Source organism: Janthinobacterium sp. GW822-FHT07H10 (assembly GCF_058798675.1).
The window spans coordinates 116,988-140,617 of sequence record NZ_JBXAKS010000001.1 but is presented as its reverse complement, the minus strand read 5'-3'; the positions used below and the strand labels follow the sequence as shown (position 1 = coordinate 140,617).

Below are 23,630 nucleotides of genomic sequence, written 5' to 3'. Positions count from 1 at the left end.
AGTTACACCACGATGCTGATTAACTTGCCTGGCACGACGATGATCTTCTTCGGCGTGGTCTCGACGTACTTCTGCACACTCTCGCACGCCAGCGCGGCCGCTTCGATGCTGGCCTTGTCCGCATCCTTGGCCACCGTGATCGAGCCGCGCAGCTTGCCATTCACCTGGATCATCATCTCGATCTCGGACTGTTCCAGCGCGGCCGGATCGACCTGCGGCCAGGCCGCGTTGAGCAGGTCGCCATGCGCGCCGGCGTAACCCAGTTCCTGCCACAGCACGTGGGTGATGTGCGGCGCGACAGGATTGAGCAGGCGCAGGAAGATGGAAAAACCTTCGGTGATCAGGGCCTTCGACTGCGCGCTGTCATCGAGCTTGGCCGATTCCAGCGTGTTGAGCATCTTCATGCAGGCCGACACCACGGTGTTGTACTGGATGCGCTTCAAGTCGTAATCGGCTTGCTGCAGCAGCTTGTGCAGTTCGCGGCGCAGGTTTTTCTGCGCGTCGCCCGTCGCTGGCGCAGGCGCCGCGGCCAGCGCGGCCTGAATGGCTGCCGACTGGGCGTAGCCGAAGTTCCACACGCGACGCAGGAAGCGGTTCGCGCCTTCGACGCCGCTGCCCGACCATTCCAGCGTCTGTTCCGGCGGCGAAGCGAACATGGTAAACAGACGGGCCGTGTCGGCGCCATACTGCTCGATCTGCGCTTGCGGGTCGATGCCGTTGTTCTTCGACTTCGACATTTTTTCCGTGCCGCCGATTTCCACCGGCGCGCCATCGGCCACCAGGATGGCGCTTTGCGGACGGCCCTTGTCATCGAGCGACAGGCGCACGTCGTCCGGGTTGAACCAGGTGGTCTTGCCCGCCGCATCCTTGCGGAAGTAGGTTTCGTTCAGCACCATGCCTTGCGTCAGCAGGTTGACGAACGGCTCGTCGAACTTGACCAGGCCGAAGTCGCGCATGATCTTGGTCCAGAAGCGCGCGTACAGCAAGTGCATGACGGCGTGTTCGATGCCGCCGATGTACTGGTCCATCGGCATCCAGTAATCGTTGCGCGCGTCGACCATGGCGTCGTTCGAGCCAGGCGAGGTATAGCGCATGTAGTACCACGACGAATCGACGAAGGTATCCATGGTGTCCGTCTCGCGGCGCGCCGGCTTGCCGCACTGCGGGCAGTCGCACTTGAGGAAGGCTTCGTACTTGTTCAGCGGGTTGCCCGTGCCGTCCGGCACGCAGTCTTCCGGCAGCACCACCGGCAAGTCTTTTTCCGGCACCGGCACCACGCCGCAGTCGGCGCAATGGATCATCGGGATCGGCGTGCCCCAGTAGCGCTGGCGCGAAATGCCCCAGTCGCGCAGGCGGAACGTTGTTTTCTTCTCGCCCAGGCCCAGTTCGGCCAGGTCGGCGGCCACCGCGTCGACGGCGGAGGCGAAATGCAGGCCGTCGTATTTGCCGGAGGCGATGCAGACGCCCTCCTTGCTGCCATACGATTCCTGCCATGCATCGGTCGAGAATTCCTGGCCCTTGACTTCGATCACTTGCTTGATCGGCAGGTCGTATTTCTTGGCAAAGCCGAAATCGCGTTCGTCGTGCGCCGGCACGCCCATCACGGCGCCGTCGCCGTAGGTGATCAGCACGTAGTTGCCGACCCACACTTCCACTTGCGCGCCCGTCAGCGGATGGGTGACGAACAGGCCGGTCGGCATGCCCTTCTTCTCCATCGTCGCCATGTCCGCCTCGATGACGGAACCGAGCTTGCACTCGGCGTTGAAGGCGGCCAGCGCAGGATTGCTTTGCGCGGCGTGGATGGCCAGCGGATGTTCGGCGGCCACGGCGCAGAAAGTCACGCCCATGACGGTGTCCGGACGCGTGGTAAATACATACAGCTTGCCGTCGCCGATCAGGGCGCCTTCGGCATCCTTGATTGCATGCGGGAAGGCGAAGCGCACGCCCGTCGACTTGCCGATCCAGTTGGTCTGCATGGTGCGCACGCGCTCGGGCCAGCCCGGCAGCTTGTCATCCACGTAGGCCAGCAGTTCTTCCGCGTAATCGGTGATGCGCGCGTAGTACATCGGAATTTCGCGCTTTTCGATCAGCGCGCCCGAACGCCAGCCCTTGCCGTCGACCACTTGTTCATTGGCCAGCACGGTCTGGTCGATCGGGTCCCAGTTCACGGTACCGGTCTTCTTGTAGATGATGCCTTTTTCCAGCATTTTCAGGAACATCCACTGGTTCCACTTGTAGTATTCGGGCTTGCAGGCGGTCATCTCGCGCGACCAGTCGATGGCCAGGCCCATCGATTCCATCTGCTGCTTCATGTGGGCGATGTTCGAATACGTCCATTGCGCGGGCGGCACGTTGTTGGCCATGGCCGCGTTTTCCGCCGGCATGCCGAACGCATCCCAGCCCATCGGCATGAGCACGTTATAGCCGTTCATGCGCAGGTAGCGGTACATCACATCATTGATCGTATAGTTGCGCACGTGACCCATGTGCAGCTTGCCCGAAGGGTAAGGTAGCATCGAGCAAGCGAAATACTTGCCTTTTGGGAAACGCGGGTCGTGTTCGACGGCTTTATAGGCGTCGATCGCCTTCCAGTGCGATTGGGCGGCTTGTTCGACGTCGGCGGGACTATATTTATCTTGCATGATGTGCGGCCAATAGTGGATATGAACCGAGCATTATACTGGTTGTCGCCGCCCGATAGCGCGGCACGGCGCCCGCCCGCTTCCGCATATTTTTGCCAGCGCACAAATATGCGGCGGACCGCCGCGTAATTGCTGTGTAATATATGTGCAATCTTGTTCTTTGCATCAAAGCCGGCCATGATCGTCTATCAGGAAGTTGCCCCCGTCCCCGCCCTGCGGCCCTGGCTGGACTGCGTCTGGACCTGCCGCGCGCAGGCGGGCGCCACGCCCCTGACGCACCAGGTCTTGCCGGACAATTGCATCGATATTCTGTGCCAGGACCAGCAAGACGCCAGCTTTGCCGTCGGCATGATGACGGCGCCGATACACGTCGTCAGCCATGGCCTGGTGCAGACGGTGGCGGCCCGTTTCAAGCCGGGCGCGGCGGCGCACTTCTTCCAGCTGCCCTTGTGCGAACTCAACGATGGCCGCACGGATCTACAGCAGCTGTGGGGCCGCGACCTGGCGGCGCGCCTGGGCGACGCGCTGTGGAGCGAGCCATTGTCCGATGCGCAGCGAGTCGCTATTTTGCAAGATTTTCTGCTGCTGCGCCTGCGCCAGGGAGCGCGCCTGCGCCCGGCCGGCGTGACGGAGCATGCGCTGGCCGCCATCCAGGGCGCGCAAGGCAGGGTGCGCGTGGATGGCCTGGCCGCGCAGCTGGACGTGTCGCGCCAGCACCTGGCGCTGCAATTTCGCCAGCAGGTCGGCATCAGCCCGAAATTGTTTGCCCGCATCTGCCGTTTCCGTGCCGCCAGCCATGGCTTGAAACATCTGCACGGGCAGCCGGATTGGGCGCAAATTGCCCTGGAATATGGCTATTTCGACCAATCGCACCTGATCCACGACTTCCAGGATTTCGCCCACAGTTCGCCCGAGGCATGGTTCATGCACCGCCGGCATTGAGACCTTCCATTTTTACAATCGCCGCGCGCACGCCGGTGGCATGATGACGTCATTCTTTATTCACCAGGAGCAGAACATGATCAAGGGCTTACGCACCGTCACCTATCCCGTCCCGGACCTGGACAAGGCCAAGGCCTGGTACAGCCAGGTTTTCGGCACCGCACCGTACTTCGACCAGCCGTTTTATGTGGGTTTTGCCATCGGCGGCTTCGAGCTGGGCTTGCTGCCGGGCGGCGAACCGGGCACGCAGGGCAGCGTGACGTACTGGGGCGTGGAAGGCATCGAGCAGGAAGTCGACCGCGTCATCGCACTGGGCGCCACCTTGCACCATCCGATCACGGACGTGGGCGACGGCATCCGCACGGTGGAATTGCTCGACCCGTTCGGCAACCAGATCGGCTTCATCGACAATCCCCATTTCGAGACCGCCAAGGTCGTCTAGGCCGCCTCGTCCTGCAACCACAGCCGCAATTGCTGCATTGCCGTTTTTTCATGTGCGGCCTCGGGCGTGATCAGGTAATACGCGCGCTGGCCGCGCAGTGGGCGCTCGCACACGATGCGCAGCTCGCCGCGCGCCAGCTCCGCCTCGACCAGCATGCGCGGCAGTAAGACCACGCCCTGCCCTTGCACGGCCGCCATCGCCAGCATGGAAAACAGTTCATAGCGCGCCCCGTAGCGCGCCAGTTCCCCATCGACCTGCATGGCGTCAAACCACTGGCGCCAGGCGCCAGGCCGCGTGCTTTGCTGCAATAGCGTCAATGCCAGGATATCCTGCGGCTGCCAATGGCTGCGCGCCGACAGCAGGCGTGGACTGGCGACGGGCACGATCTCCTCATGCATCAGCAAGGTGGCGCGCGTGCCGGGCCAGCGCGCCAGCTGCTCGGGCGTGCCCGCATACAGGGCGGCGTCGTATTCCGTATCGGCAAACATGAACGGTTTCGTATAGGCATCGATATGCACTACGATATCGGGATGCCGGGTGGCCAGACTGCCCAGGCGCGGCATCAGCCAGCGCGTGGCAAACGTGGGCACCGAGGCCAGCTGCAAGGTACTGCCGCCGCCCTGGCGCGCCATGGTATCGAGCGTATCGCGCTCGAGGCCGTCCAGGCGGGCGGCGATCTGCCGCGCATACGAGGCGCCGGCCGTAGTCAGCAGTACGCCGTGGCGCGTGCGCTGGAACAGTTGCACGCCGAGAAAACTCTCCAGGGATGCAATCTGGCGCGAGACGGCGCTTTGCGTCAGCGACAGTTCGCGCGCCGCATGCGTGTAGCTCTGGTGGCGCGCGGCGGCCTCGAAGCAGTTTAAAGCTTGCAGCATGGGAATTTTTCTGGACATGGGGGGAGGCGGGCTGGAAAGAAGCCTCAAGTATGCCGCAAGATATGCGTAGCACGCATGTCTGGGTGCGAAAAAATCGTTTGCGCAAGGCTGGCTGAAAATCTACCATGAGCCATATTCAATCTTGCGCCGATCACCGGCGCTCACCTGCGAGGCCTGTGATGAGCAAAACCGTATTCGACTGGAATTCCCCCCTGCTGCTGGAAGAACAACTGACGGGCGACGAACGCGCCGTGCTGGAAGCGGCCCGCGACTATTGCCAGGGCAGCCTGGTGCCACGCGTGCTCGAATCGTTCCGCCATGGCCGCACGGACGCCGCCATCTTCCGCGAAATGGGCGAACTGGGCTTGCTGGGCACCACCATTCCCGAGGAATACGGCGGCGCCGGCCTGAACTACGTATGCTACGGCCTGGCCGCGCGCGAAGTCGAGCGCGTCGATTCGGGCTACCGCTCGATGATGAGCGTGCAATCGTCGCTGGTGATGGTGCCGATCAATGCCTTCGGCAACGAGGAAACAAAACAGAAATACCTGCCGAAGCTGGCGACGGGCGAATACATCGGCTGCTTCGGCCTAACGGAGCCGAACCACGGCTCCGATCCGGGCAGCATGGTCACCCGCGCGCGCAAGGTAGCGGGCGGCTACAGCCTGTCCGGCGCCAAGATGTGGATCACCAACAGTCCCATCGCCGACGTCTTCGTCGTCTGGGCCAAGGACGATGAAGGCGCGATCCGCGGCTTCGTGCTGGAAAAGGGCTGGAAAGGCCTGTCGGCGCCCGAGATCCACGGCAAGGTGGGCTTGCGCACCAGCATCACCGGCGAAATCGTCATGGATGAAGTATTTTGCCCTGAAGAAAACGCCTTCCCCGACGTGCGCGGCTTGAAAGGCCCGTTCACATGCCTGAACAGCGCCCGCTACGGCATCGCCTGGGGCGCGCTGGGCGCGGCCGAAGACTGCTACCTGAAGGCACGCCAGTACACGATGGACCGCCAGCAATTCGGCCGTCCGCTGGCCGCCAACCAGCTGGTGCAAAAGAAACTGGCCGACATGTTGACGGAGATCACCATGGGCTTGCAAGGCTGCCTGCGCCTGGGCCGCATGAAGGATGAAGGTTCGCCTGCCGTGGAAATCACCTCGATCATGAAACGCAACAGCTGCGGCAAGGCGCTCGACATCGCCCGCGTGGCACGCGACATGATGGGTGGCAACGGCATTTCCGACGAGTTCGGCGTCATCCGCCACCTGGTCAACCTGGAAGTGGTCAACACCTACGAAGGCACGCACGACGTGCACGCGCTGATCATCGGCCGCGCCATCACCGGCATCGCCGCCTTCAATTAATGGAAGGCCTCGCTTCCACCCTGCGGCCCGCGCCGCTGACCGGTTTGCGCGTGCTGGATCTGTCGCGCGTGCTGGCCGGTCCGTGGGCCGGGCAACTGCTGGCCGACCTCGGCGCCGACGTCGTCAAGGTCGAGCAGCCGGGCCGCGGCGACGACACGCGCTCGTGGGGTCCGCCGTATGTAAAGGACGCGGACGGCCGCGACACCACCGAGGCCGCCTACTTCCAGTGCGCCAACCGCAACAAGCGCTCCTTGTGCATCGACCTGGCGGCCCCTGAAGGGCAAGCCCTGGTGCGCCGGCTGGCGCAAGAAGCCGACGTGCTGCTGGAAAATTTCAAATTGGACGGCTTGAAGCAGTACGGCCTGGACGCGGCCAGCCTCCTGGCCCTCAATCCGCGCCTCGTCTACTGCTCGATCACGGGCTTTGGCCAGGATGGACCGTACGCGGCGCGCGCCGGCTACGACTTCCTGATCCAGGGCATGGGCGGCTTGATGAGCATCACGGGCGTGCCCGATGGCGAACCGGGCGCCGGGCCGCAAAAAGTGGGCGTGGCGCAGACCGACATCATGACGGGCCTGTATGCCACCATCGCCGTGCAGGCCGCGCTGGCCGAGCGCGAGCGTTCCGGCCTGGGCCAGCATATCGACCTGGCCCTGCTCGACGTGCAGGTGGCGGCGCTGGGCAACCAGGCGGCCAACTACCTGTGCGGGGGAAAAGTGCCCCAGCGCATGGGCAATTCGCACCCGAACATCGTGCCCTACCAGGACTTTCCCACGGCCGATGGCGACATGATCCTGGCGATCGGCAACGACGGGCAGTTTTCCCGCTTCTGCGCCATCGTCGGCCATCCGGAATGGGCACAGGATGCGCGTTTCGCCACCAACCCGCAGCGCGTGGCGCACCGGGCCATCCTGATTCCCCTGCTGCGCCAGGCCACCGTCATGCGCACCACGGCAGAGTGGATCAGCGCCTTCGAGGCGCAGGCCGTGCCGTGCGGCCCCGTCAACCGCATCGACCAGGTGTTTGCCGACCCGCAAGTGATCGCGCGTGGCTTGAAAGTGGAGATGCCGCATCCGACGGCGGGCACGGTGGCGCTGGTGGCCAATCCCGTGCGCCTGTCGGGCTCGCCGGTGCAGTACCGCTTGCCGCCGCCGCTGCTGGGGCAGCATACGCAGGAAGTGCTGCAGCAGTGGCTGGGCCTCGACAGCGGCCAGATCGACGGCTTGCGCGAACGCAAGGTCGTGTAAATGCTGGGTAGGTCAGATTAGGCCCTGCGGGCCGTAATCCGACACATTGTTGGCGCTGGTAACGTCGGATTACGCGCCTGCGCGCTAATCCGACCTACTTCAAGACCAGCTTCAGCGCCGGCTTTTCGCCATAATCGTCATAGCGCTCATTGATGCCGGCGATACAGAACGTGATTTCTTCCAGTAAATCAGGCACTTGCGCCTTCATTGCCGCCGCGTCTTGCACGACGATCTCGAGCAGCTCATTCGGCTTCAGGCGGAATTGCGTCATGTTCTCGTCGTCGCGCAGGTAGCTGAGGCAATCGACCCAGGCATCCATGTTGTTGCCGTAAAACTCGGGGAAACCGAACGCTTGCGCGCATTGCGCGTGGAAGCTCGCTTCGTCGGTGATGTCTTTTCCATTCAGGATGGCAGTGGCCATGGTCTTCCTCAGTTCTTCAGCGACAGCACATCCTGCATGTCGAACAGGCCGGTCGGCTTGTCGGCCAGGAAACGCGCGGCGCGCAGGGCGCCGTGGGCGTAGGTGACGCGGCTGCTCGACTTGTGGCTGATCTCGATGCGCTCGCCGATGCCGGCAAACAGCACCGTATGGTCGCCGACGATATCGCCGCCGCGGATGGTGGCAAAGCCGATGGTCGACGGGTCGCGTTCGCCCGTCACGCCTTCGCGGCCGTACACGGCGCACTCCTTCAGGTCGCGACCCAGCGCGCCCGCCACCACTTCGCCCATTTGCAGGGCCGTGCCCGACGGCGCATCGACCTTGAAGCGGTGATGCGCCTCGATGATTTCAATGTCGTAGCCTTCGGACAGGCTTTTCGCGGCCAGTTCCAGCAATTTCATGGTGACATTCACGCCCACGCTCATGTTCGGCGCGAACATGATGGCCGTCTTTTCGGCGGCGGCGGCAATCGCCGCCTTGCCCGCGTCATCGAAACCGGTGGTGCCGATGATCATCTTGATACCGTGCTCGGCGCAATACGCCAGATGCTGCAAGGTGCCTTCGGGGCGCGTGAAGTCGATCAGGTAATCGGCGCCGGCCAGGCCTGCGGCCAGGTCGGACTCGATCGGCACGCCGGCAGGCTTGCCAAGGAAGGCGGCCGCATCCTGGCCGAGCGAGGGCGATCCGGCGCGGTCGAGCGCGCCGGCCAGGACGGCGTCGGGCGCATTGCTGACCGCTTCGATCAGGATATGGCCCATGCGGCCGCTGGCGCCAGCGATGGCGATTTTCAGTTCAGTCATTTTATTCTCTTACAGCAACTTATTTGGTGGGCTCGGCAGTAGGTACAGGCTCGGCGGCAGGCGCCGGTGCCACGTCAGGCTTGCTCACAGGAATGGCGGGCGTGGCATCGGCCGGCACCGGCACGGCGCTCGGCGCCACGGGCGACGGCACGACAGCGGCTGGCACATCGGCCTTGGCCACCTTGGCGAATGGCGATGGTCCGGCGATGCGGTCGATGTATTCTTTCTCGGTCGGCAGGTTGCCGCCTTCGAAGCGCGCCACTTTGCCTTCCTTGTCGAAGAACACGACTACGCGGCTGCTGGTGGTTTCGCCATTGCCACGGGCCAGGCGGAATGGGTAATCCCAGCGGTCCGCATGGAAGATATCGGTCAGCAGGGAGGTGCCGAGGACGAAACGCACCTGGTCGCGCGTCATGCCCACTTTCAACTGGGCCAGCATCTCTTCGGAGATAAAGTTGCCTTGTTGAATGTCAGGACGATAGGGCGAGAAAAACCACATGAATTTCTGCAGCGGCGTGACGGTCGTCGTCTGCGCGCCTTGCTCGGGCAAGACTTCCTTGCCCTCTTTCAGCGTGACGGCGGGCTTTTCGCCGAGGATGCCGCGGCTGGCACAGCCAGACAGCGTCAGCGCGACACAGACCATGCCCGCCACGACTGGAGCTCGAAATGAAATACGGTGCCAGAGAGATGGCAATACAGCCGGTGTTACGCGCATAAATGACCTCAATTTGATGAACAAAACGCCAGGAGTGACCGGCCAGCCAAAAAATGCATATTTTGGCACTCCCCGCTGGAGGGTAGGAGAGACCCATTACTGGTGCCTCTCCCCCCTAAGAACCGTGCTTGCGACTTTCATCGCACACGGCTCAAGCATAATAAAAGTCCCTATACAGGAACCGGTTTCACTACAGTCAAACCCAGACTATGTATTTGGGCATGGCAATCAGGGTGCAATAATACGCGATTTCCAAGTGCATCGGTGCCTCCATCTGACCGATGCACGATGTGATGGTCGTGCCATCCTGTATCAAAATCCATCGCATATCCACAGCGTACGCACCGGCCCTCTTGGTCAACATACAGACGAATCCACTCCTTGCGGTAGCGCATATTTTTCAGCATGCGCTCCTGTCGTAGCGTCTCTCCGTACATCTCCCACTCAGGGTCATAGGGATGAAAAGCCCCTTTGATTTTCCGATGCCGTTCTATGGGGGTATTCGCCAGTGAATACAACTCCATCACACCTCTGGTGCCATCTCTCCTGTTTGCATCGACCGCAAACACCCAATTTCTGTCGCCGATCTGTCGCCAGTATTTCTGGCGCAACCAGTCAACGCTTTTTGTCGGGTGCCTGCGTTTGGCCCAGCGCATGAGTCGCCAGAACAATAGCAACTCCATACGCGTGAACGTCTCTTTGGCCACTACAGGACTGTGGTACTGCGCCCAGCCCCGTAGCATCGGATTGAGCAGGCGAATCAAATCCTCCTGCTTGAGTCCGAGACTGTCACTGATGGACGTCCTTAGCTTTTCATAGAATGCTTTCACATTCTTCTTACTCGGCTTGATGAGCAGCGTTTCCGAATACTTACGGAAATTCCACCCAAGGAAGTCGAAGCCCTCGTTAATATGCACGATCCTGGTTTTGGTTTCGGACAGTCGCAATCCCCGTTGTGCGAGAAATGTGGCTATCCAGGGTCGTATTTCGTGTTCTAGCAGCTCTTTTGAAGCGCCTGTTACTACGAAATCATCTGCGTATCGTACGACACCGACCTGTAGCTTGATAGCTTTGGCCGATCCCCATCTCAGTTCAAGATGTTTCTGAAGGTCCGCTTCCAGTCCATTCAGCGTCCAATTCGCCAGCGCTGGAGAGATGATTCCTCCCTGTGGCGTTCCTGCCGTCGTTGCAAGCAAATGCGCACGGTCAATCACCCCGCACGTCAACCATTTACGGAGCACTGCCCTGTCCATAGCAACATGGTCGAGCAGCCAGTCATGGTTAATGTTGTCAAAGAATCCTTCAATATCCGCATCCAGCACCCACTGAGCCGAGGCCCGGCGGGACAGGCGCAAGAACATCTGAGACATCGCGTCGGCCGTTGAGCGGTTTTTCCTGAATCCATATGAATTTGGATCGCTCACCGATTCCAGTACAGGATCGAGTGCCAGCAAATGCAATGCCTGCTGGGCACGATCCATCATGCAGGGGATGCCCAACGGGCGCATCTTCCCATTTGATTTTGGAATATGGACTCTCCGTAACGGCAAGGGTCGATAGCCACGCGTCTTCAACTGCGCAATAGCAGCGTGTTTCTGCTGCGGAGTATCCCAAAGTTCACGGTCGACACCTGCCGTCCGTTTGCCCTGGTTTTCTGTCACTCGTTTGACTGCCAACGCTTTCGCGCAAAACGAGCGAGTCAGCCACCGTTGCAGGGCTTTCACCCTGCGCCAGTCGCCTTCAAATGTTGCCTTCGTTAAGCGAATCTGCATGGCCCTCACATTCTTTTGAGCGCGCCGCCAATCAATGGAGGCCCACTCGTCAGGAACATGCGAGGCCGCAGAACCAATGACACAGCCATCAGTTACTCTCATGCTGAACCTCGGATAGTTGATGCCCATTCATACGCATGCCTCCCCGGGGAGGACTTTGTCTTTTGGGCAGTTAACAATAACTACGCAAGTCGATACAGCCGTTAAACGACTACTACACCAGATGGAAGTGGGCGCCCTTTCAGGCTGGGACAAATCTTGAATCCCTGTCCGGGCCATTACAGTCCGGCATTCGCTTTTTCCATCATCCCCTACCCGCTCCTCCAACAGCGCTCCTTGCGGATTGCCTGCCGCAACCAACACAACTGGCGGCGGAGAGTCGGGCTTACCACGTTCTCCGTGATACCGAGGCAACGGCTTCGTTGCCACTAACCGTTTAGGGTCTGTCTATCCCCCGGTGATCCCACGACGACGTATCCTCACGTTCTACGAAGATAACCAATCACGCACCGTTTGGTCAGGGCCAACAGCAGCTTGGGCCCATCCATATTTACGAGGGTTCATTCGACAGTTCACATATGTTACCCATGCGGTATTAGCCTAGCCCCTCAACCGCCTCGCTGCTGGCAGTCTCTGCCGAATTGCTTGCGCATATGCGGCACCAAAGACATGGGGGTACATTGTTCCCGGGGCTTCACACCACGCCGTTACCGGCGTCGCATGCCTAGGTAGGCTACGAATGGTCGTACATCCGGTCGTGGCGACACCTCGCCCAAAAACTGGACAAAGGAGAGCACGACAAGGCATCACAGAACTTTGCGTTCTGCATAGGAAATGACAGCGATAAGGTGCTGACATTTCACCTTGAAGATGGAATGTTAACAAAAAGAAAATTGTAAGCAGATGTAACGCCACCTGCATTATCATTCCATGAAGCATGACTTCTCGTCTTTTGAAGACAAAAATTCTCCATGGCTACCTATAGAAGCTGTAACCAGGAAACACCTCCACCAATTTGAAGGTGTCATAGCCGGCGAAGAAAACCTGATTGTGACAGGCAATTTCGCTAGAAAATCCATTATAAATCAAGGATATATCACGACTTAACGTGATTCTTCAAGGGCTAGGAATGCTACTTGAGAGTCCCAGCTGCTCTAAAACGCGACACGATGTCGCACAAAACGCTATATGATAAAGCACCTGACCCACATACGAGCAACAAACATGAGTAACAATCCTAGTGATCTCAAGGCAAGCGGCCTGAAAGCGACCCTGCCACGGCTGAAGATACTCGATATCTTCCAGAGTAGCCCGGTACGCCACCTGACAGCGGAAGACGTCTACAAGATTCTGCTGGCCGACAATATGGATGTCGGTTTGGCAACTGTCTACCGTGTCCTGACGCAATTCGAACAAGCCGGCTTGCTTAACCGCAACCATTTTGAAACCGGCAAGGCGATTTTCGAGCTCAACGAAGGCTCCCACCACGACCACCTGGTGTGCCTCGACTGTGGCCGGGTCGAGGAATTCTTCGACGAAGACATCGAAGTCCGCCAGCAAAAAGTGGCCGAAGAACGCGGCTTCAAGATCGCCGAACACGCCTTGGCCATCTACGGCAACTGCATCAAGGTCGCTTGCCCGCACAAATCAGCCTGACGCAAGCTTGCCGCTCCCACGGGAGCGGCTCGCGTAATACCCTGCGATACAACGCCTGGCAAAACCGACGCGCAGCAGGTATGGTCAGCTGTCCCTAGTGATGGCTCAGTGCGCTTGACAGCAGCTTGGCCGTGATATCGACAATCGGGATGACGCGCTCGTACGCCATGCGGGTCGGCCCGATCACTCCCAGCGTTCCCACGATCTTGCCGTTGACTTCATACGGCGCCGTCACCACGCTCATTTCATCCATCGGCACCAGGTTCGATTCGCCGCCGATGAAAATCTGCACGCCCGTCGCCTTGCTCGATACGTCGAGCAGCTGCATCAAGCCCGTCTTTTGCTCGAACATGTCGAACATCTGGCGCAGCGAGCTCATATTCGATGACAGATCGCTCACGCTGAGCAAGTTGCGCTCGCCTGAAATCACCATATCGTCGCTATGGTCGGCCATCGCTTCGCTGCCCGCTTCCACGGCCGCCTGCATCAGGCTGCCCATGTCGTCGCGCAACTGGCGCAGCTCGCCCTGCAGGCGCACGCGCACGGCGTCGAACGACAGGCCGCCGTAATTCTGGTTGATGTAGTTGGCCGACTGCACCAGTTGCGCCGGCGTGTAGTCGGCTTCCGTCAACAGCAGGCGGTTCTGCACGTCGCCGCCGGGAGCGACGATGACGAGCAGGATGCGTTTTTCCGACAGGCGCAGGAATTCGATTTGCTGGAACACGGATTCGCGGCGCGGACTGAGCACCACGCCGGCGAATTGCGACAGCGACGACAGCATCTGCGCCGCGTTGGCGATGGTGCGCTGCGGCTGCGGCGTCTGCAGGCGCATGCGCGACTCCACCAGATGCTCGTCCAGATGCTTGACGGTCAACAAGGTGTCGACAAAGATACGGTAACCGCGCGGCGTGGGTATGCGTCCGGCCGAGGTATGCGGACTGGACACATAACCGAGTTCTTCCAGGTCGGCCATGATGTTGCGGATCGTGGCCGGCGACAGGTCGAGGCCGGAAATCTTCGACAGGGCGCGCGAACCGACCGGCAGGCCGTCGGCGATATAGCGCTCGACCAGGGCTTTCAGCAGGGTTTGGGCACGTGTATCGAGTTGCATGATGTTGTAGTTAAGCAAGTATTCTGCGACGCAAACGGCAGCGAAGGCGGCCAAACGTGCGTCAATAGCAGCTATTATGCACGTTCGCCCGGCCAGCGGCGATCAATCTTCCAGTTGCCCCTGCAGCCACAGCAGCAATTCATCAAAGTTGGCGCAGATGGCGTCGGGCTGCACGCCGGCCGCCAGGTGCGCATCGCTGCCCTTGCGGTTCATCCACACGGCACGCATGCCCGCCCCTTGCGCCCCCGTCACATCGAAATATAAATCGTCGCCGACATACACGGCGTCGCGCGGCGCCACGCCCAGCGCGGCGCAGCCGGCCAGGAAAATGCTCGCATCGGGCTTGGCCACGCCAAAGTCGCTGGCGGCGATCGATACCTTGAAATGCTGCGCCAGGCCGATAATTTCAAGGTCCGCATTGCCATTCGAAATGGAACCGACCAGCATGCGCTGCCCCAGCCAGGCCAGGCCGGGCAGGACGTCGCCATACGGCTGGACGCGGTGGCGCGCGGCCAGGAACTGGGCGATGGCGCCGTCGACGAGGGCGGGATCCTCGCCGGCGGCCTCGAAGGCGGTCAGCAGGCCGGCGCGGCGCAGTTCAATCAGGTTGCCATGAAAATGCGGTTGTTCATTGAGCATGGCCAGGCGGTGCTGGCGCAACAGCTCGATGGAAAACTGCTGCGCCACCTTCGGCGCATGCGTGGCCAGCCAGTCGTGCAACAGGGTTTCTGCCGCGGCAATCACGGGGGCGATGGGCCACAAGGTATCGTCGAGGTCGAACAGGATGGCCTTGGGCGGCACGGCCGTTTTTACAGAGGTAGGTGACATGGGACTCGCAAATGGGTGCCGCGCCACGATGCGCGGCCTGCCTGTATTGTCGCACCGATCGCCGCTGGCGGCATGGGCGCCCGGTCGACAAATGGGGCCTGGCGGGCGCTTCGCGCAGAAAAATTGTTACACGGAGATACAAGGCAAGATCAATCGGCTTGCCAGATAGACTAAAATAGGCGCCATTCCAATGCGGCGCCAGCGTCCGCGTTGCGCTACCCTACCTAATTCGTTTTGGAGAATGTATGAAAAATTTGTACCTGCGCTCGATGCTGGCGGCGGCTTGCGCCGCCACACTGGCAGCCTGCGGCGGCAGCGGCGGTAATCTGTATCTGCAAGGCCAAGTCCAGAACCTGGCAAAAGATGGCTTGATCCTCCAGAACGGCGACGAAAGCTTGCCCATCACGGCGGGTGCCTCCGGCTTTACTTTCACCAAGCTGCTCAACAATGATGATCGCTATGACATTACCATCAAGCAGCAGCCGAAAGGCGCCGTCTGCAAAATGGTCAATGGCAGCGGCAAGGCATCGAGCTACTCCATATCGCCGGCCGTGGTTGTTTGCCAGACCAACACCTATCCGCTGAGCGGCACGATCACGGGCCTGACCGCGAACGGCCTGACCCTGGCAATGGGCGTCAACAGCATCAGCCCGCTGGCAGGCAGCACCGCCTACACGTTCCCGACCATCGCTGATGGCATTCCCTACAATATTTCCATAACGACCTATCCAACGGGCCTGACGTGCCGTTTCCAGGGCTCCGCCAGCGCCGATGGCCGCGATACCGTCGGCACCATGGGTTCCGCCGCCACGACCAGCGCCACACTGACCTGCACACCGCGGTAAGCCACGCGATTCGTCACCACATTATTGGAGAAATACATGAAGTTATCCTGCCTGCGCCCACTCGCCGCGCTGCTGCTGACCCTGGGACTGGCTGCTTGCGGTGGCAAGGCCTCGTATGAGGTCACCGGCACCATCAGCAATTTGAACACCAATGGCCTGATCCTGGTCAACGGCGGCGACAGCGTCACGCCTGCCGCCGGCGCCACCAAGTTCAAATTTGGCAAGAGCATCGATTACGGCACCAGCTACGACATCACGGTCAAGCAAAACCCTGCCCACATGAATTGCAGCGTCAGTGGCGGCACCGGTTCGGCCGGTCACTACGTCAGCATCGAAGCATCGGTCCTGTGTTCGCAAAACACCTACACGGTGGGCGGCACGATTACGGGCCTGACGGCGGATGGACTGGTTTTGATCAACGGTAATGCGCAAACCACGGTGGCGAAGGACAGCACGACCTTTACCCTGGGGCTGCCTGTCGCCGATGGCGACAACTATGGCATCAGCGTGTTTACCCAGCCAACTGGCCTGAAGTGCGCCGTGGCGCCGGGCACCGGCGTGGGCACCATGGGCGAAGCCAAAGTCACCACCGTGCAAATCGCCTGCAATCCGGGCTAAGTAGCGTGGCTGGCAGCCGCTTGGCGGCTGCCAGGAAGAGATATCACCAAAATGAATATTTGATATTCTAAAGATAAATTGGAGTTATATGTGGCGATGCAGCATAATGCATCTGTCTCCTCCAACTCTTCCAAGAATTGGATTTAGCCCGCTTTCACCAGCGGGCTTTTTTTTGTCCAAAAATTTTCACTCAGCAACTTGTGGCAAGCCAGGCCGCAGCAGCTGCACGATGCTGGAAAAATCCTGCTGCGCATAACCGGCTTGGGCATGCACCTGGTACAGCTGGCGCACCAGGCCGCCCAATGGCGTGGCGGCATTCGACGACAGGCTGGCCTGCTGCGCCAGGCCCAGATCCTTCAGCATCAGCGCCGTGCCGAAGCCGCCGCTGTAATTGCGCGAAGCGGGCGTGCCTTCCATGACGCCTGGCCACGGGTTGTACACTTCCAGGGTCCAGTTGCGGCCCGAGCTCTTGGCCATGATGTCGGACAAGACTTTCGGGTCCAGCCCATGCGCCACGCCCAGGTTCAATGCCTCGGCCGTACCGGCCATCAAGATACCCAGCAGCATGTTATTGCAAATCTTCGCCACCTGGCCCGCACCGGCCTCGCCCGCATGGAAAATGTTCTTGCCCATCTTTTCCAGCAAAGGCCGCGCCTGCTGCAAGGCCGCGTCCGGTCCCCCGACGATGAAGGTCAGGGTGCCGGCCGCCGCGCCGGCCGTGCCGCCCGAGACGGGCGCATCGATCATGGCAAAGCCGCGTGCCGTGGCCGCCTGCGCCACTTGCCGCGCCACATCGGCGGCGATGGTGCTGCAATCGATGAACAGGGCGCCAGCCTTGGCCGAATCGAGCACGCCGCCTTCGGCCAGGTACAGTTCCTGCACATGTTTGTTGGCCGGCAACATGGTAATGACGGCGTCGGCCGTCTGCACGGCCGCGCTGGCGGACGCGGCCGCCGTAGCGCCCGCCTCGACCAGCGAGGCCACGGCGGCCGGCGCCAGGTCGAAGACGGATACATGGAAGCCGGCGGCGACCAGGTTGCGGGCCATCGGCGCGCCCATGTTGCCCAGGCCGATGAAAGCGATATGTTGCATGTGTATGTCTCCTGTCGCGCCTAAAAAGCCCCTGGCGTTGTTGCCTTGCCGAGTCGTACTCGTCGTACTGCCGTCGGCAAGGCGCCCAACCCTGAGCATTTTCATGCACTACTTAAATGTTTAAATGGATAAATCAGCCAAGGGATGCTGCGTCCACGGCGCCGCAAAATACCCGTCCAGATACGCTGCGCTGACGTCAGCCATGCTGGCCGGCTGCCACTGCGGCGCGTTATCCTTGTCGATCAGCAAGGCGCGCACGCCTTCGCTGAAGTCGCCATGGGCACAACATTGCACAGCGACAATCAATTCCAGCTGAAACACTTGCGCCAGGCTCAGATGCCGCGTGCGCTCGCGCATGGCCCACACCAGGGCGGCCGAGCTGGGCGCGCCCTTGTCCAGCGAATGCGCGGCCTTTTGCAGCCAGGCCGAATCGCCGTCATACGCGGCAATGGCGGCCACCACCTCGGGCAGAGTAGGCGCTTGCGTCAGCGCGGCGATGGCGTCGAAATTGGCCCGCACTTCGGACACGGGCAACAGCGACGCCGGCGCCGAAAAACCGCGCAGCAAACGGCTCAGCTGCTGGTGATTGGCCTGCGGACTCGCTTGCCATTGCGCCAGCGCCAGCGCGTCGAGCACCATGGCGCGCTCTTCCTGGCGCAGGAAATGGTCGCCCAGGCCCGCAAACAGCGCGTCGGCCGCGTTCAGCGGCGCGCCCGTCAAGCCTAGGAACAGGCCGCTGCGTCCCGGCATGCGGCCCAGGAACCAGCTGCCGCCCACGTCGGGGAACAGGCCGATGGTGATTTCCGGCATGGCGATGCGCGTGCTTTCCGTCACCACGCGGTGGCTGGCGCCCGCCATCAGACCCAGGCCGCCGCCCATGACGATGCCGCCGCCCCACACCAGCAGCGGTTTCGCATAGGTATGGATGCGGTGGTCGAGCCGGTATTCCTCGGCAAAGAAGGCCAGCGCCTGCGGGTTCGGTACGACACCGGGCTGCTCGGCGACGGCCGAGCGCAGGCTGCGCACGTCGCCGCCGGCGCAAAAGGCCTTGTCCGTCGACGATTGCAGCACCACGCAGGCGATGGCATCATCGTCGGCCCAGCGCACGAGGGCAGCATCGAGCACGCGGATCATATCCAGGGTCAGCGCATGCAGCGATTTCGGCGCATCGAGGGTGATGACGCCCAGCTTCATGCCGCCGGGACAGTCGCGCTCCTCGAGCTTCACCGTATCAATCAGGGTGCTTTCAGCCATTCTTCCACTCCGCCGCGCGTTTTTCGAGGAATGCTTGCACGCCCTCTTTCTGGTCTTGCGTATCGAACAGGCCGAGGAACAAGGTGCGTTCGTCGGGCAGGTACTCGACCAGCGGACGGCTGCGCGCGCCCTGGATCAGGGTCTTGCATGCCGTCACGCTGCTGGGGCTCTGGCGCGCCACCTTGGCCGCCAGGGCAAGCGCCGTGGCGGCAGCCTTGCCGGTCGGCACGACTTCCTCGACGAGACCGATGGCCAGGGCCTTGGCCGCATCGACGCGCTCGCCGCATAAGATCATGCGCTTGGCCCAGCCTTCGCCCACCAGCCACGGCAAGTGCTGCGTGCCGCCCGCGCACGGTAGCAAGCCGACGGATGCTTCCGGCAAGGCCATTTGCGCATGCTCCTCGGCAATGCGGATATCGCAGGCCAGCGCGCATTCGAGCCCGCCGCCCATGGCATAGCCGTTGATGGCGGCGATGCTGACGCCGCGAAACGCGGACAGCGCCTCGAACGCCTCGCCAAACGCGGCCGCCATGGCGAAGGCCGTGTCCTTGTTGCCATCGGCAAACACGTTCAAGTCGGCGCCGGCCGAGAAGAACTTGGCGCCGCCGCCCGTGATTACGAGCGCGTAGATGTCCGGGTCGGCATTCAGGTCGGCCACCAGTTGCGTCAACGCGTTCAGGCTGGCCTGGGTCCACGTATGGGCAGGCGGGTTGTCGAGGGTCACCAGGGCCGTATGGCCACGGCGTTCGAGCAGCAGGTTGGTATACACTTTGGTCATCGTAAGGTCTCCGTGGCGCCGTCTTTCAAAATCGCTCGCGCGACGATCAGGCGCATGATTTCATTCGTCCCTTCCAGGATCTGATGCACCCGCGTGTCGCGCACATGGCGCTCGAGCGGATACTCGCGGATGTAGCCGTAGCCGCCGTGCAATTGCAGCGCATCGTTGGCCACATTGAAGCCCACATCCGTGGCGAAACGTTTGGCCATGGCGCAATACGCCGTGGCGTCCGGGCTTTCCTGGTCGAGTTTCCAGGCCGCCAGGCGCACCATCTGGCGCGCCGCCACCAGTTCCGTCAGCATGTCGGCCAGCTTGAATTGCAGGGCCTGGAACTGGGCCAGCTCGCGGCCAAACTGCGTGCGCTCCTTCATATAGGTCTGCGCCCGCGTGAGCGCCGCCTGCGCCGTGCCCACCGAGCACACGGCGATGTTGATGCGCCCGCCATCGATGCCCTTCATGGCGATCGTGAAGCCTTCGCCTTCCGCGCCCAGCAAATTACCAACAGGCACTTTCACCTGGTCGAAACTGATGATGCGCGTGGGCTGGCTGTTCCAGCCCATCTTTTCTTCTTTCTTGCCATACGCGATGCCGGGCAGGTTGGCCGGCACGGCAAACGCGGAAATCCCCGCCGCGCCCTCGCCGCCCGTGCGCGCCATGACGATCAGCATGTCCGTCTGGCCCGCGCCGGAAATGAACGCTTTCGTGCCGTCGAGAACATAGAAGTCGCCATCCCTGACGGCCTTGGTGCGCAAGGACGCCGCATCCGAGCCCGACTGTGGCTCCGTCAAGCAATAACTGGCCAGCTTCTGGCCGGCCGCCATGGCCGGCACCCACTCGTCGCACAGGGCTTCCTGCCCCCAGCGCGACAGCATCCACGTCGCCATGTTGTGGATGGTGATGTAGGCCGTCGTCGAGGTACAGCCGCCCGCCAGCTCTTCAAACACGATGGCCGCGTCCTGGCGCGTCAAGCCCAGGCCGCCCCAGCGCTGCGGCGTGTACAGGCCGCAAAAGCCCATCTCGCCCGCCTTGGCGATGATGTCCACGGGGAAGATCGATTCCGCATCCCAATGCGCCGCATGCGGCGCCAGTTCGCCTTCCGCAAACGCGCGCGCGGCCTGCTGGAACTCGCGCTGCTCGTCGCTCAATTCAAAGTCCATGGCCGCTCCTTATTTCAGGCTGATGGTGGTATTGACCTTGCCCACCGATGCCGCGTCCGTGAACCAGCGCTGGGTGATGGTCTGCGTCTGCGTGTAGAACAGCACGACCTGCTTGCCGAACGGCCCCAGGTCGCCCAGCTTGGAGCCGCGCGAACCCGTAAAGCTGAACAGGGGAACGGGCACGGGAATGGGCACGTTGATGCCCACCTGGCCCACGTCGATTTCTTCCTGGAAGTAACGCGCGGCCGCGCCGCTTTGCGTAAACAGGGCCGTGCCGTTGCCGTTCGGATTCGCGTTGACGAGGGCGATGGCTTCGTCCAGCGTGTCGACTTCGACGACGATCAGCACGGGACCAAAGATTTCCTGGTCATACACGACCATGCCGGGTTTGACGCCGGACAAAATCGTCGGTCCGACGAAATTGCCGTTCGGATAGCCATCGACCTTGACGTCGCGGCCATCGAGGGTCAGCACGGCGCCCTGCTCGATGCCCTTGGCGACCAGGCTGAAGACGCGCTCCTTGGCCGCGCACGAGATCACGGGGCCCAGGTCCGGATTGTCCTTGCCCGCGCCGACCGTCAGGGTCTGCGCCTTGGCGGACAGTTCCGGCAGCCATTCGCGCGCTTCGCCCACCAGCACGGCAACGGAAGCGGCCATGCAGCGCTGGCCGGCCGCGCCGAAGCCCGCGCCCAGCAACTGGTTCAGGGTCTGCTCTTTATTCGCATCGGGCAGCACGACGGCGTGGTTCTTGGCGCCCATCATGCATTGCGCGCGCTTGCCGTTCAGGCTGGCGCGCTGGTACACATGCGTGCCCACCTTGCTCGATCCCACGAACGAGATGGCCTTGATGTCCGGATGGTCGCACAGGGCGTTGACCACGTCTTCGCCGCCGTGAATGACGTTCAGCACGCCGGCGGGGATGCCTGCCTGCAGGGCCAGGCGCACGAGTTTTTCCGTCACCAGCGGATCCTGCTCCGACGGCTTCAAGACAAACGTATTGCCGCAGGCAATCGCCATCGGGAACATCCACAGCGGGATCATGGCGGGGAAGTTGAACGGGGTGATGCCCGCGCACACGCCCAGCGGCTGCATCACGCTGTAGGTATCGACGCCGCCGGCCACGTTTTGCGCATATTCGCCCATTTGCAGGGTACCGATATTGGCCGCATGCTCGACCACTTCCAGGCCGCGGAACACGTCGCCTTCCGCGTCGAGCAGGGTCTTGCCCTGTTCCATCGTGAGTGTCGCGGCCAGGTCGGCCATGTTTTCGCGGATCAACTGCTGGAGTTTCAGGAAGATGCGGGCGCGGGCGCCGATCGGCGTCTTGCGCCAGGTCTTGAAAGCGCGCTGGGCCGCGGCGATGGCGGCGTTCACTTCGTCCGGCGTGGCGAACGGCACCTTGGCCAGCACTTCCTGCGTAGCGGGGTTGACGACGTCGCGCCACACGGTGGTGGTCGATTCGACCCACTCGCCGTTGATCAGCAGTGGAACGGTAGGGATGGCAGTTTGCGTGGTCACTCGGTGTCTCCTCGTTGGGGTATAGGTCTGTTTGCATTATTCGCACAATACCGGGCGCAAACAAGGCGTGAAAATGCGAGATAATGCAAAGACGAATCTGTTAATCTGCAAAGTTTGTAAATTTGCAGATTCCACAAACCGGGGAAGGGGAAGCGCGATGGCGAAGGTTTTCATGGGAGTGCGCCTGCAGCGGCTGCGCGAGGAACGGCGCATGACGCAGGTGGCGCTGGCCAAGGCCCTGGGCATTTCTCCCAGCTACCTGAACCAGATGGAACGCAACCAGCGCCCGCTGACGGTGCCAATTTTATTGCGCATCGGCAGCGTGCTGGGGGTCGACCCGCAAATCTTTTCCGAACACGACAGCGCCAGCCTGGTGGCCGACGTGCGCGACGTCTTTGGCGAATTGCCGGACGCGCCGCCCACCTCGATGGCCGAGCTCAAAATGCTGGTGGAGAATATGCCGGAACTGGCGCGCTCGATCCTGCTCTTGCAGCGGCGCTACCGGGTCATGGCGGAACGGGCCGATACCCTGGCCGCGCGCCTCGATGACGGCAGCCGCGGCGCCAGCTCGGCGGCGCCGTCCACGGACGAGGAAGTGCGCGAATACCTGAACCGGCGGCAAAACTACATCGACGAGCTGGACCGGGCGGCGGAAAGCGTGGCCGGCGAACTCGATCCCGCCCTGCGCACGCTCGATGCGCTGCAGGCGCGCCTGCTGGAGCGCCACGGCGTCAGGATGCAATTGTCCGATGGCGACGCGGGCATGGTGCGCAAGCACCGCTACGATGCCCAGCAGCGCATCCTGTGGCTGCCCGACACCCTGACGGGCGGCCAGCGCGCGTTCCAGATGGCGGCGCAAATCAGCCTGCTCGAACACAGCGAGCTGATCGACGCCCTCGTGCTGGCGGCGGGCTTGTCCGGCGCGGCCGCGCAAACGGGCGCGCGCCTGGCGTTTTCCAATTATTTCGCCGGCGCCCTGTTGATGCCCTACCAGCGCTTTTTGCAGGCGGCGGAAACCCGCGCCTACGATATCGAGCGCCTGGCGCACCAGTTCGGCGTGGGCTTCGAGGCCGTGTGCCACCGCCTGAGCACCATGCAGCGCCCCGATGCGGCCGGACTGCCGTTCTTCTTCGTGCGCGTGGACCGCGCGGGCAATGTGTCGAAGCGCCAGTCGGCCACGGACTTCCACTTTTCGCGGGTGGGCGGCACCTGCCCCCTGTGGATCGTCTACGACGCCTTCAGCCATCCGGGCCAGGTGCTCACGCAGGTAGCCAGCATGCCGGACGGCTGCACCTATCTGTGGATCGCGCGCCAGGTCAGCACGGCGTCGCCGGGTTTCCGCGCGCCCGGCAAGACCTTTGCCGTGGCGCTGGGCTGCGACATCTCGCAGGCGCACCGCTTGATTTACTCGAAGGGACTCGATTTGCACGACCCCACGAGCGCCACGCCGATCGGCACGGGCTGCAAGGTGTGCGAGCGGCAGGCGTGCCCGCAGCGGGCGTTTCCCTCGCTGCTGGCGCCGCCACCGGCGTCCGCCTGAT

The 23,630-nt window shown here is 62.0% G+C and carries 21 protein-coding genes; 8 read left to right on the top strand and 13 right to left on the bottom strand.

The genetic code is table 11. The features are described from left to right. Positions 1 to 2: 2 nt before the first annotated feature. Positions 3 to 2,642 carry a leucine--tRNA ligase gene (gene leuS / locus AC1RDJ_RS00625; RefSeq protein ID WP_493026223.1) on the bottom strand — a complete coding sequence of 880 codons (2,640 nt, stop codon included), beginning with the start codon at positions 2,640 to 2,642 and terminating at the stop codon, positions 3 to 5. Positions 2,643 to 2,819: 177 nt separating this feature from the next. Here leuS and AC1RDJ_RS00620 point away from each other — a divergent pair, with 177 nt between their 5' ends. After that, complete coding sequence (locus tag AC1RDJ_RS00620; RefSeq protein WP_493026221.1) at positions 2,820 to 3,584, top strand: AraC family transcriptional regulator; 765 nt, start codon at positions 2,820 to 2,822, stop codon at positions 3,582 to 3,584. Positions 3,585 to 3,660: 76 nt separating this feature from the next. Next, positions 3,661 to 4,026, top strand: a complete 366-nt coding sequence (locus AC1RDJ_RS00615; RefSeq protein ID WP_071326169.1) for a VOC family protein — start codon at positions 3,661 to 3,663, stop codon at positions 4,024 to 4,026. Here the strand turns inward: AC1RDJ_RS00615 and AC1RDJ_RS00610 are convergent. Next, positions 4,023 to 4,919, bottom strand: coding sequence for a LysR substrate-binding domain-containing protein (locus tag AC1RDJ_RS00610; RefSeq protein ID WP_493026220.1), 897 nt, complete (start codon positions 4,917 to 4,919; stop codon positions 4,023 to 4,025). The genes AC1RDJ_RS00615 and AC1RDJ_RS00610 overlap by 4 nt on opposite strands. Before the next feature lie 161 nt (positions 4,920 to 5,080). On the opposite strand from AC1RDJ_RS00610, the gene AC1RDJ_RS00605 reads away from it, so the two are divergent. After that, positions 5,081 to 6,259 carry an acyl-CoA dehydrogenase gene (locus AC1RDJ_RS00605; protein WP_289884512.1) on the top strand — a complete coding sequence of 393 codons (1,179 nt, stop codon included), beginning with the start codon at positions 5,081 to 5,083 and terminating at the stop codon, positions 6,257 to 6,259. Continuing rightward, complete coding sequence (locus tag AC1RDJ_RS00600; protein WP_493026219.1) at positions 6,259 to 7,506, top strand: CaiB/BaiF CoA transferase family protein; 1,248 nt, start codon at positions 6,259 to 6,261, stop codon at positions 7,504 to 7,506. The genes AC1RDJ_RS00605 and AC1RDJ_RS00600 overlap by 1 nt, the downstream gene beginning before the upstream one ends. Before the next feature lie 94 nt (positions 7,507 to 7,600). On the opposite strand, the gene AC1RDJ_RS00595 is transcribed toward AC1RDJ_RS00600, so the two are convergent. The 4 genes from AC1RDJ_RS00595 to ltrA all read right to left on the bottom strand — a co-directional run bounded on the left by AC1RDJ_RS00595 (position 7,601) and on the right by ltrA (position 11,361). After that, positions 7,601 to 7,927 (bottom strand): barstar family protein, encoded by a 327-nt coding sequence (locus AC1RDJ_RS00595; RefSeq protein ID WP_071321754.1) that lies wholly within the window; start codon positions 7,925 to 7,927, stop codon positions 7,601 to 7,603. 8 nt (positions 7,928 to 7,935) lie between these two features. Beyond that, entirely contained in the window at positions 7,936 to 8,745 is an 810-nt protein-coding gene (gene dapB / locus AC1RDJ_RS00590; protein WP_071321753.1) for a 4-hydroxy-tetrahydrodipicolinate reductase, read from the bottom strand. Between the two features lie 19 nt (positions 8,746 to 8,764). Next, positions 8,765 to 9,388: an outer membrane protein assembly factor BamE gene (locus tag AC1RDJ_RS00585; RefSeq protein WP_493026554.1), complete on the bottom strand. Its 624-nt coding sequence runs from the start codon at positions 9,386 to 9,388 to the stop codon at positions 8,765 to 8,767. Between the two features lie 242 nt (positions 9,389 to 9,630). Next, positions 9,631 to 11,361, bottom strand: coding sequence for a group II intron reverse transcriptase/maturase (ltrA, locus tag AC1RDJ_RS00580; RefSeq protein ID WP_493026218.1), 1,731 nt, complete (start codon positions 11,359 to 11,361; stop codon positions 9,631 to 9,633). A gap of 1,095 nt (positions 11,362 to 12,456) precedes the next feature. Between ltrA and fur the strand changes: the two genes are divergently transcribed. Further along, the gene (gene fur / locus AC1RDJ_RS00575; protein ID WP_071321751.1) at positions 12,457 to 12,888 is read left to right on the top strand and encodes a ferric iron uptake transcriptional regulator; all 432 of its coding nucleotides are present in this window, start codon (positions 12,457 to 12,459) and stop codon (positions 12,886 to 12,888) included. A gap of 94 nt (positions 12,889 to 12,982) precedes the next feature. Here fur and hrcA read toward each other — a convergent pair whose 3' ends face one another. After that, positions 12,983 to 13,999 (bottom strand): heat-inducible transcriptional repressor HrcA, encoded by a 1,017-nt coding sequence (gene hrcA / locus AC1RDJ_RS00570; RefSeq protein ID WP_071326168.1) that lies wholly within the window; start codon positions 13,997 to 13,999, stop codon positions 12,983 to 12,985. A 102-nt stretch (positions 14,000 to 14,101) separates the two neighbouring features. After that, positions 14,102 to 14,827 (bottom strand): HAD family hydrolase, encoded by a 726-nt coding sequence (locus tag AC1RDJ_RS00565; RefSeq protein ID WP_071321750.1) that lies wholly within the window; start codon positions 14,825 to 14,827, stop codon positions 14,102 to 14,104. 245 nt (positions 14,828 to 15,072) lie between these two features. On the opposite strand from AC1RDJ_RS00565, the gene AC1RDJ_RS00560 reads away from it, so the two are divergent. Together AC1RDJ_RS00560 and AC1RDJ_RS00555 are read left to right on the top strand one after the other, a co-directional pair. Further along, on the top strand, positions 15,073 to 15,672 hold the full coding sequence (locus AC1RDJ_RS00560) for a hypothetical protein (RefSeq protein ID WP_071321749.1): 600 nt from the start codon (positions 15,073 to 15,075) through the stop codon (positions 15,670 to 15,672). Between the two features lie 36 nt (positions 15,673 to 15,708). Further along, a complete protein-coding gene (locus tag AC1RDJ_RS00555; protein ID WP_071321748.1) occupies positions 15,709 to 16,290 on the top strand; it encodes a hypothetical protein in 582 nt (193 codons plus the stop codon). A 186-nt stretch (positions 16,291 to 16,476) separates the two neighbouring features. On the opposite strand, the gene mmsB is transcribed toward AC1RDJ_RS00555, so the two are convergent. From mmsB to AC1RDJ_RS00530, 5 genes are read right to left on the bottom strand one after another with little or no spacing between them, the layout of a single operon-like run. Next, positions 16,477 to 17,481: a 3-hydroxyisobutyrate dehydrogenase gene (gene mmsB / locus AC1RDJ_RS00550; RefSeq protein ID WP_493026553.1), complete on the bottom strand. Its 1,005-nt coding sequence runs from the start codon at positions 17,479 to 17,481 to the stop codon at positions 16,477 to 16,479. Between the two features lie 21 nt (positions 17,482 to 17,502). Further along, positions 17,503 to 18,636 carry an enoyl-CoA hydratase/isomerase family protein gene (locus AC1RDJ_RS00545; RefSeq protein WP_493026216.1) on the bottom strand — a complete coding sequence of 378 codons (1,134 nt, stop codon included), beginning with the start codon at positions 18,634 to 18,636 and terminating at the stop codon, positions 17,503 to 17,505. Beyond that, the gene (locus tag AC1RDJ_RS00540) at positions 18,629 to 19,414 is read right to left on the bottom strand and encodes an enoyl-CoA hydratase (protein ID WP_493026215.1); all 786 of its coding nucleotides are present in this window, start codon (positions 19,412 to 19,414) and stop codon (positions 18,629 to 18,631) included. Before AC1RDJ_RS00540 ends, AC1RDJ_RS00545 begins: the two co-directional genes overlap by 8 nt. Next, positions 19,411 to 20,571 (bottom strand): acyl-CoA dehydrogenase family protein, encoded by a 1,161-nt coding sequence (locus AC1RDJ_RS00535; RefSeq protein ID WP_493026213.1) that lies wholly within the window; start codon positions 20,569 to 20,571, stop codon positions 19,411 to 19,413. Before AC1RDJ_RS00535 ends, AC1RDJ_RS00540 begins: the two co-directional genes overlap by 4 nt. A 9-nt stretch (positions 20,572 to 20,580) precedes the next feature. Next, the gene (locus AC1RDJ_RS00530) at positions 20,581 to 22,089 is read right to left on the bottom strand and encodes a CoA-acylating methylmalonate-semialdehyde dehydrogenase (RefSeq protein WP_071321743.1); all 1,509 of its coding nucleotides are present in this window, start codon (positions 22,087 to 22,089) and stop codon (positions 20,581 to 20,583) included. 157 nt (positions 22,090 to 22,246) lie between these two features. On the opposite strand from AC1RDJ_RS00530, the gene AC1RDJ_RS00525 reads away from it, so the two are divergent. Beyond that, positions 22,247 to 23,629, top strand: coding sequence for a short-chain fatty acyl-CoA regulator family protein (locus AC1RDJ_RS00525; protein WP_071321742.1), 1,383 nt, complete (start codon positions 22,247 to 22,249; stop codon positions 23,627 to 23,629). Position 23,630: the final 1 nt, after the last annotated feature.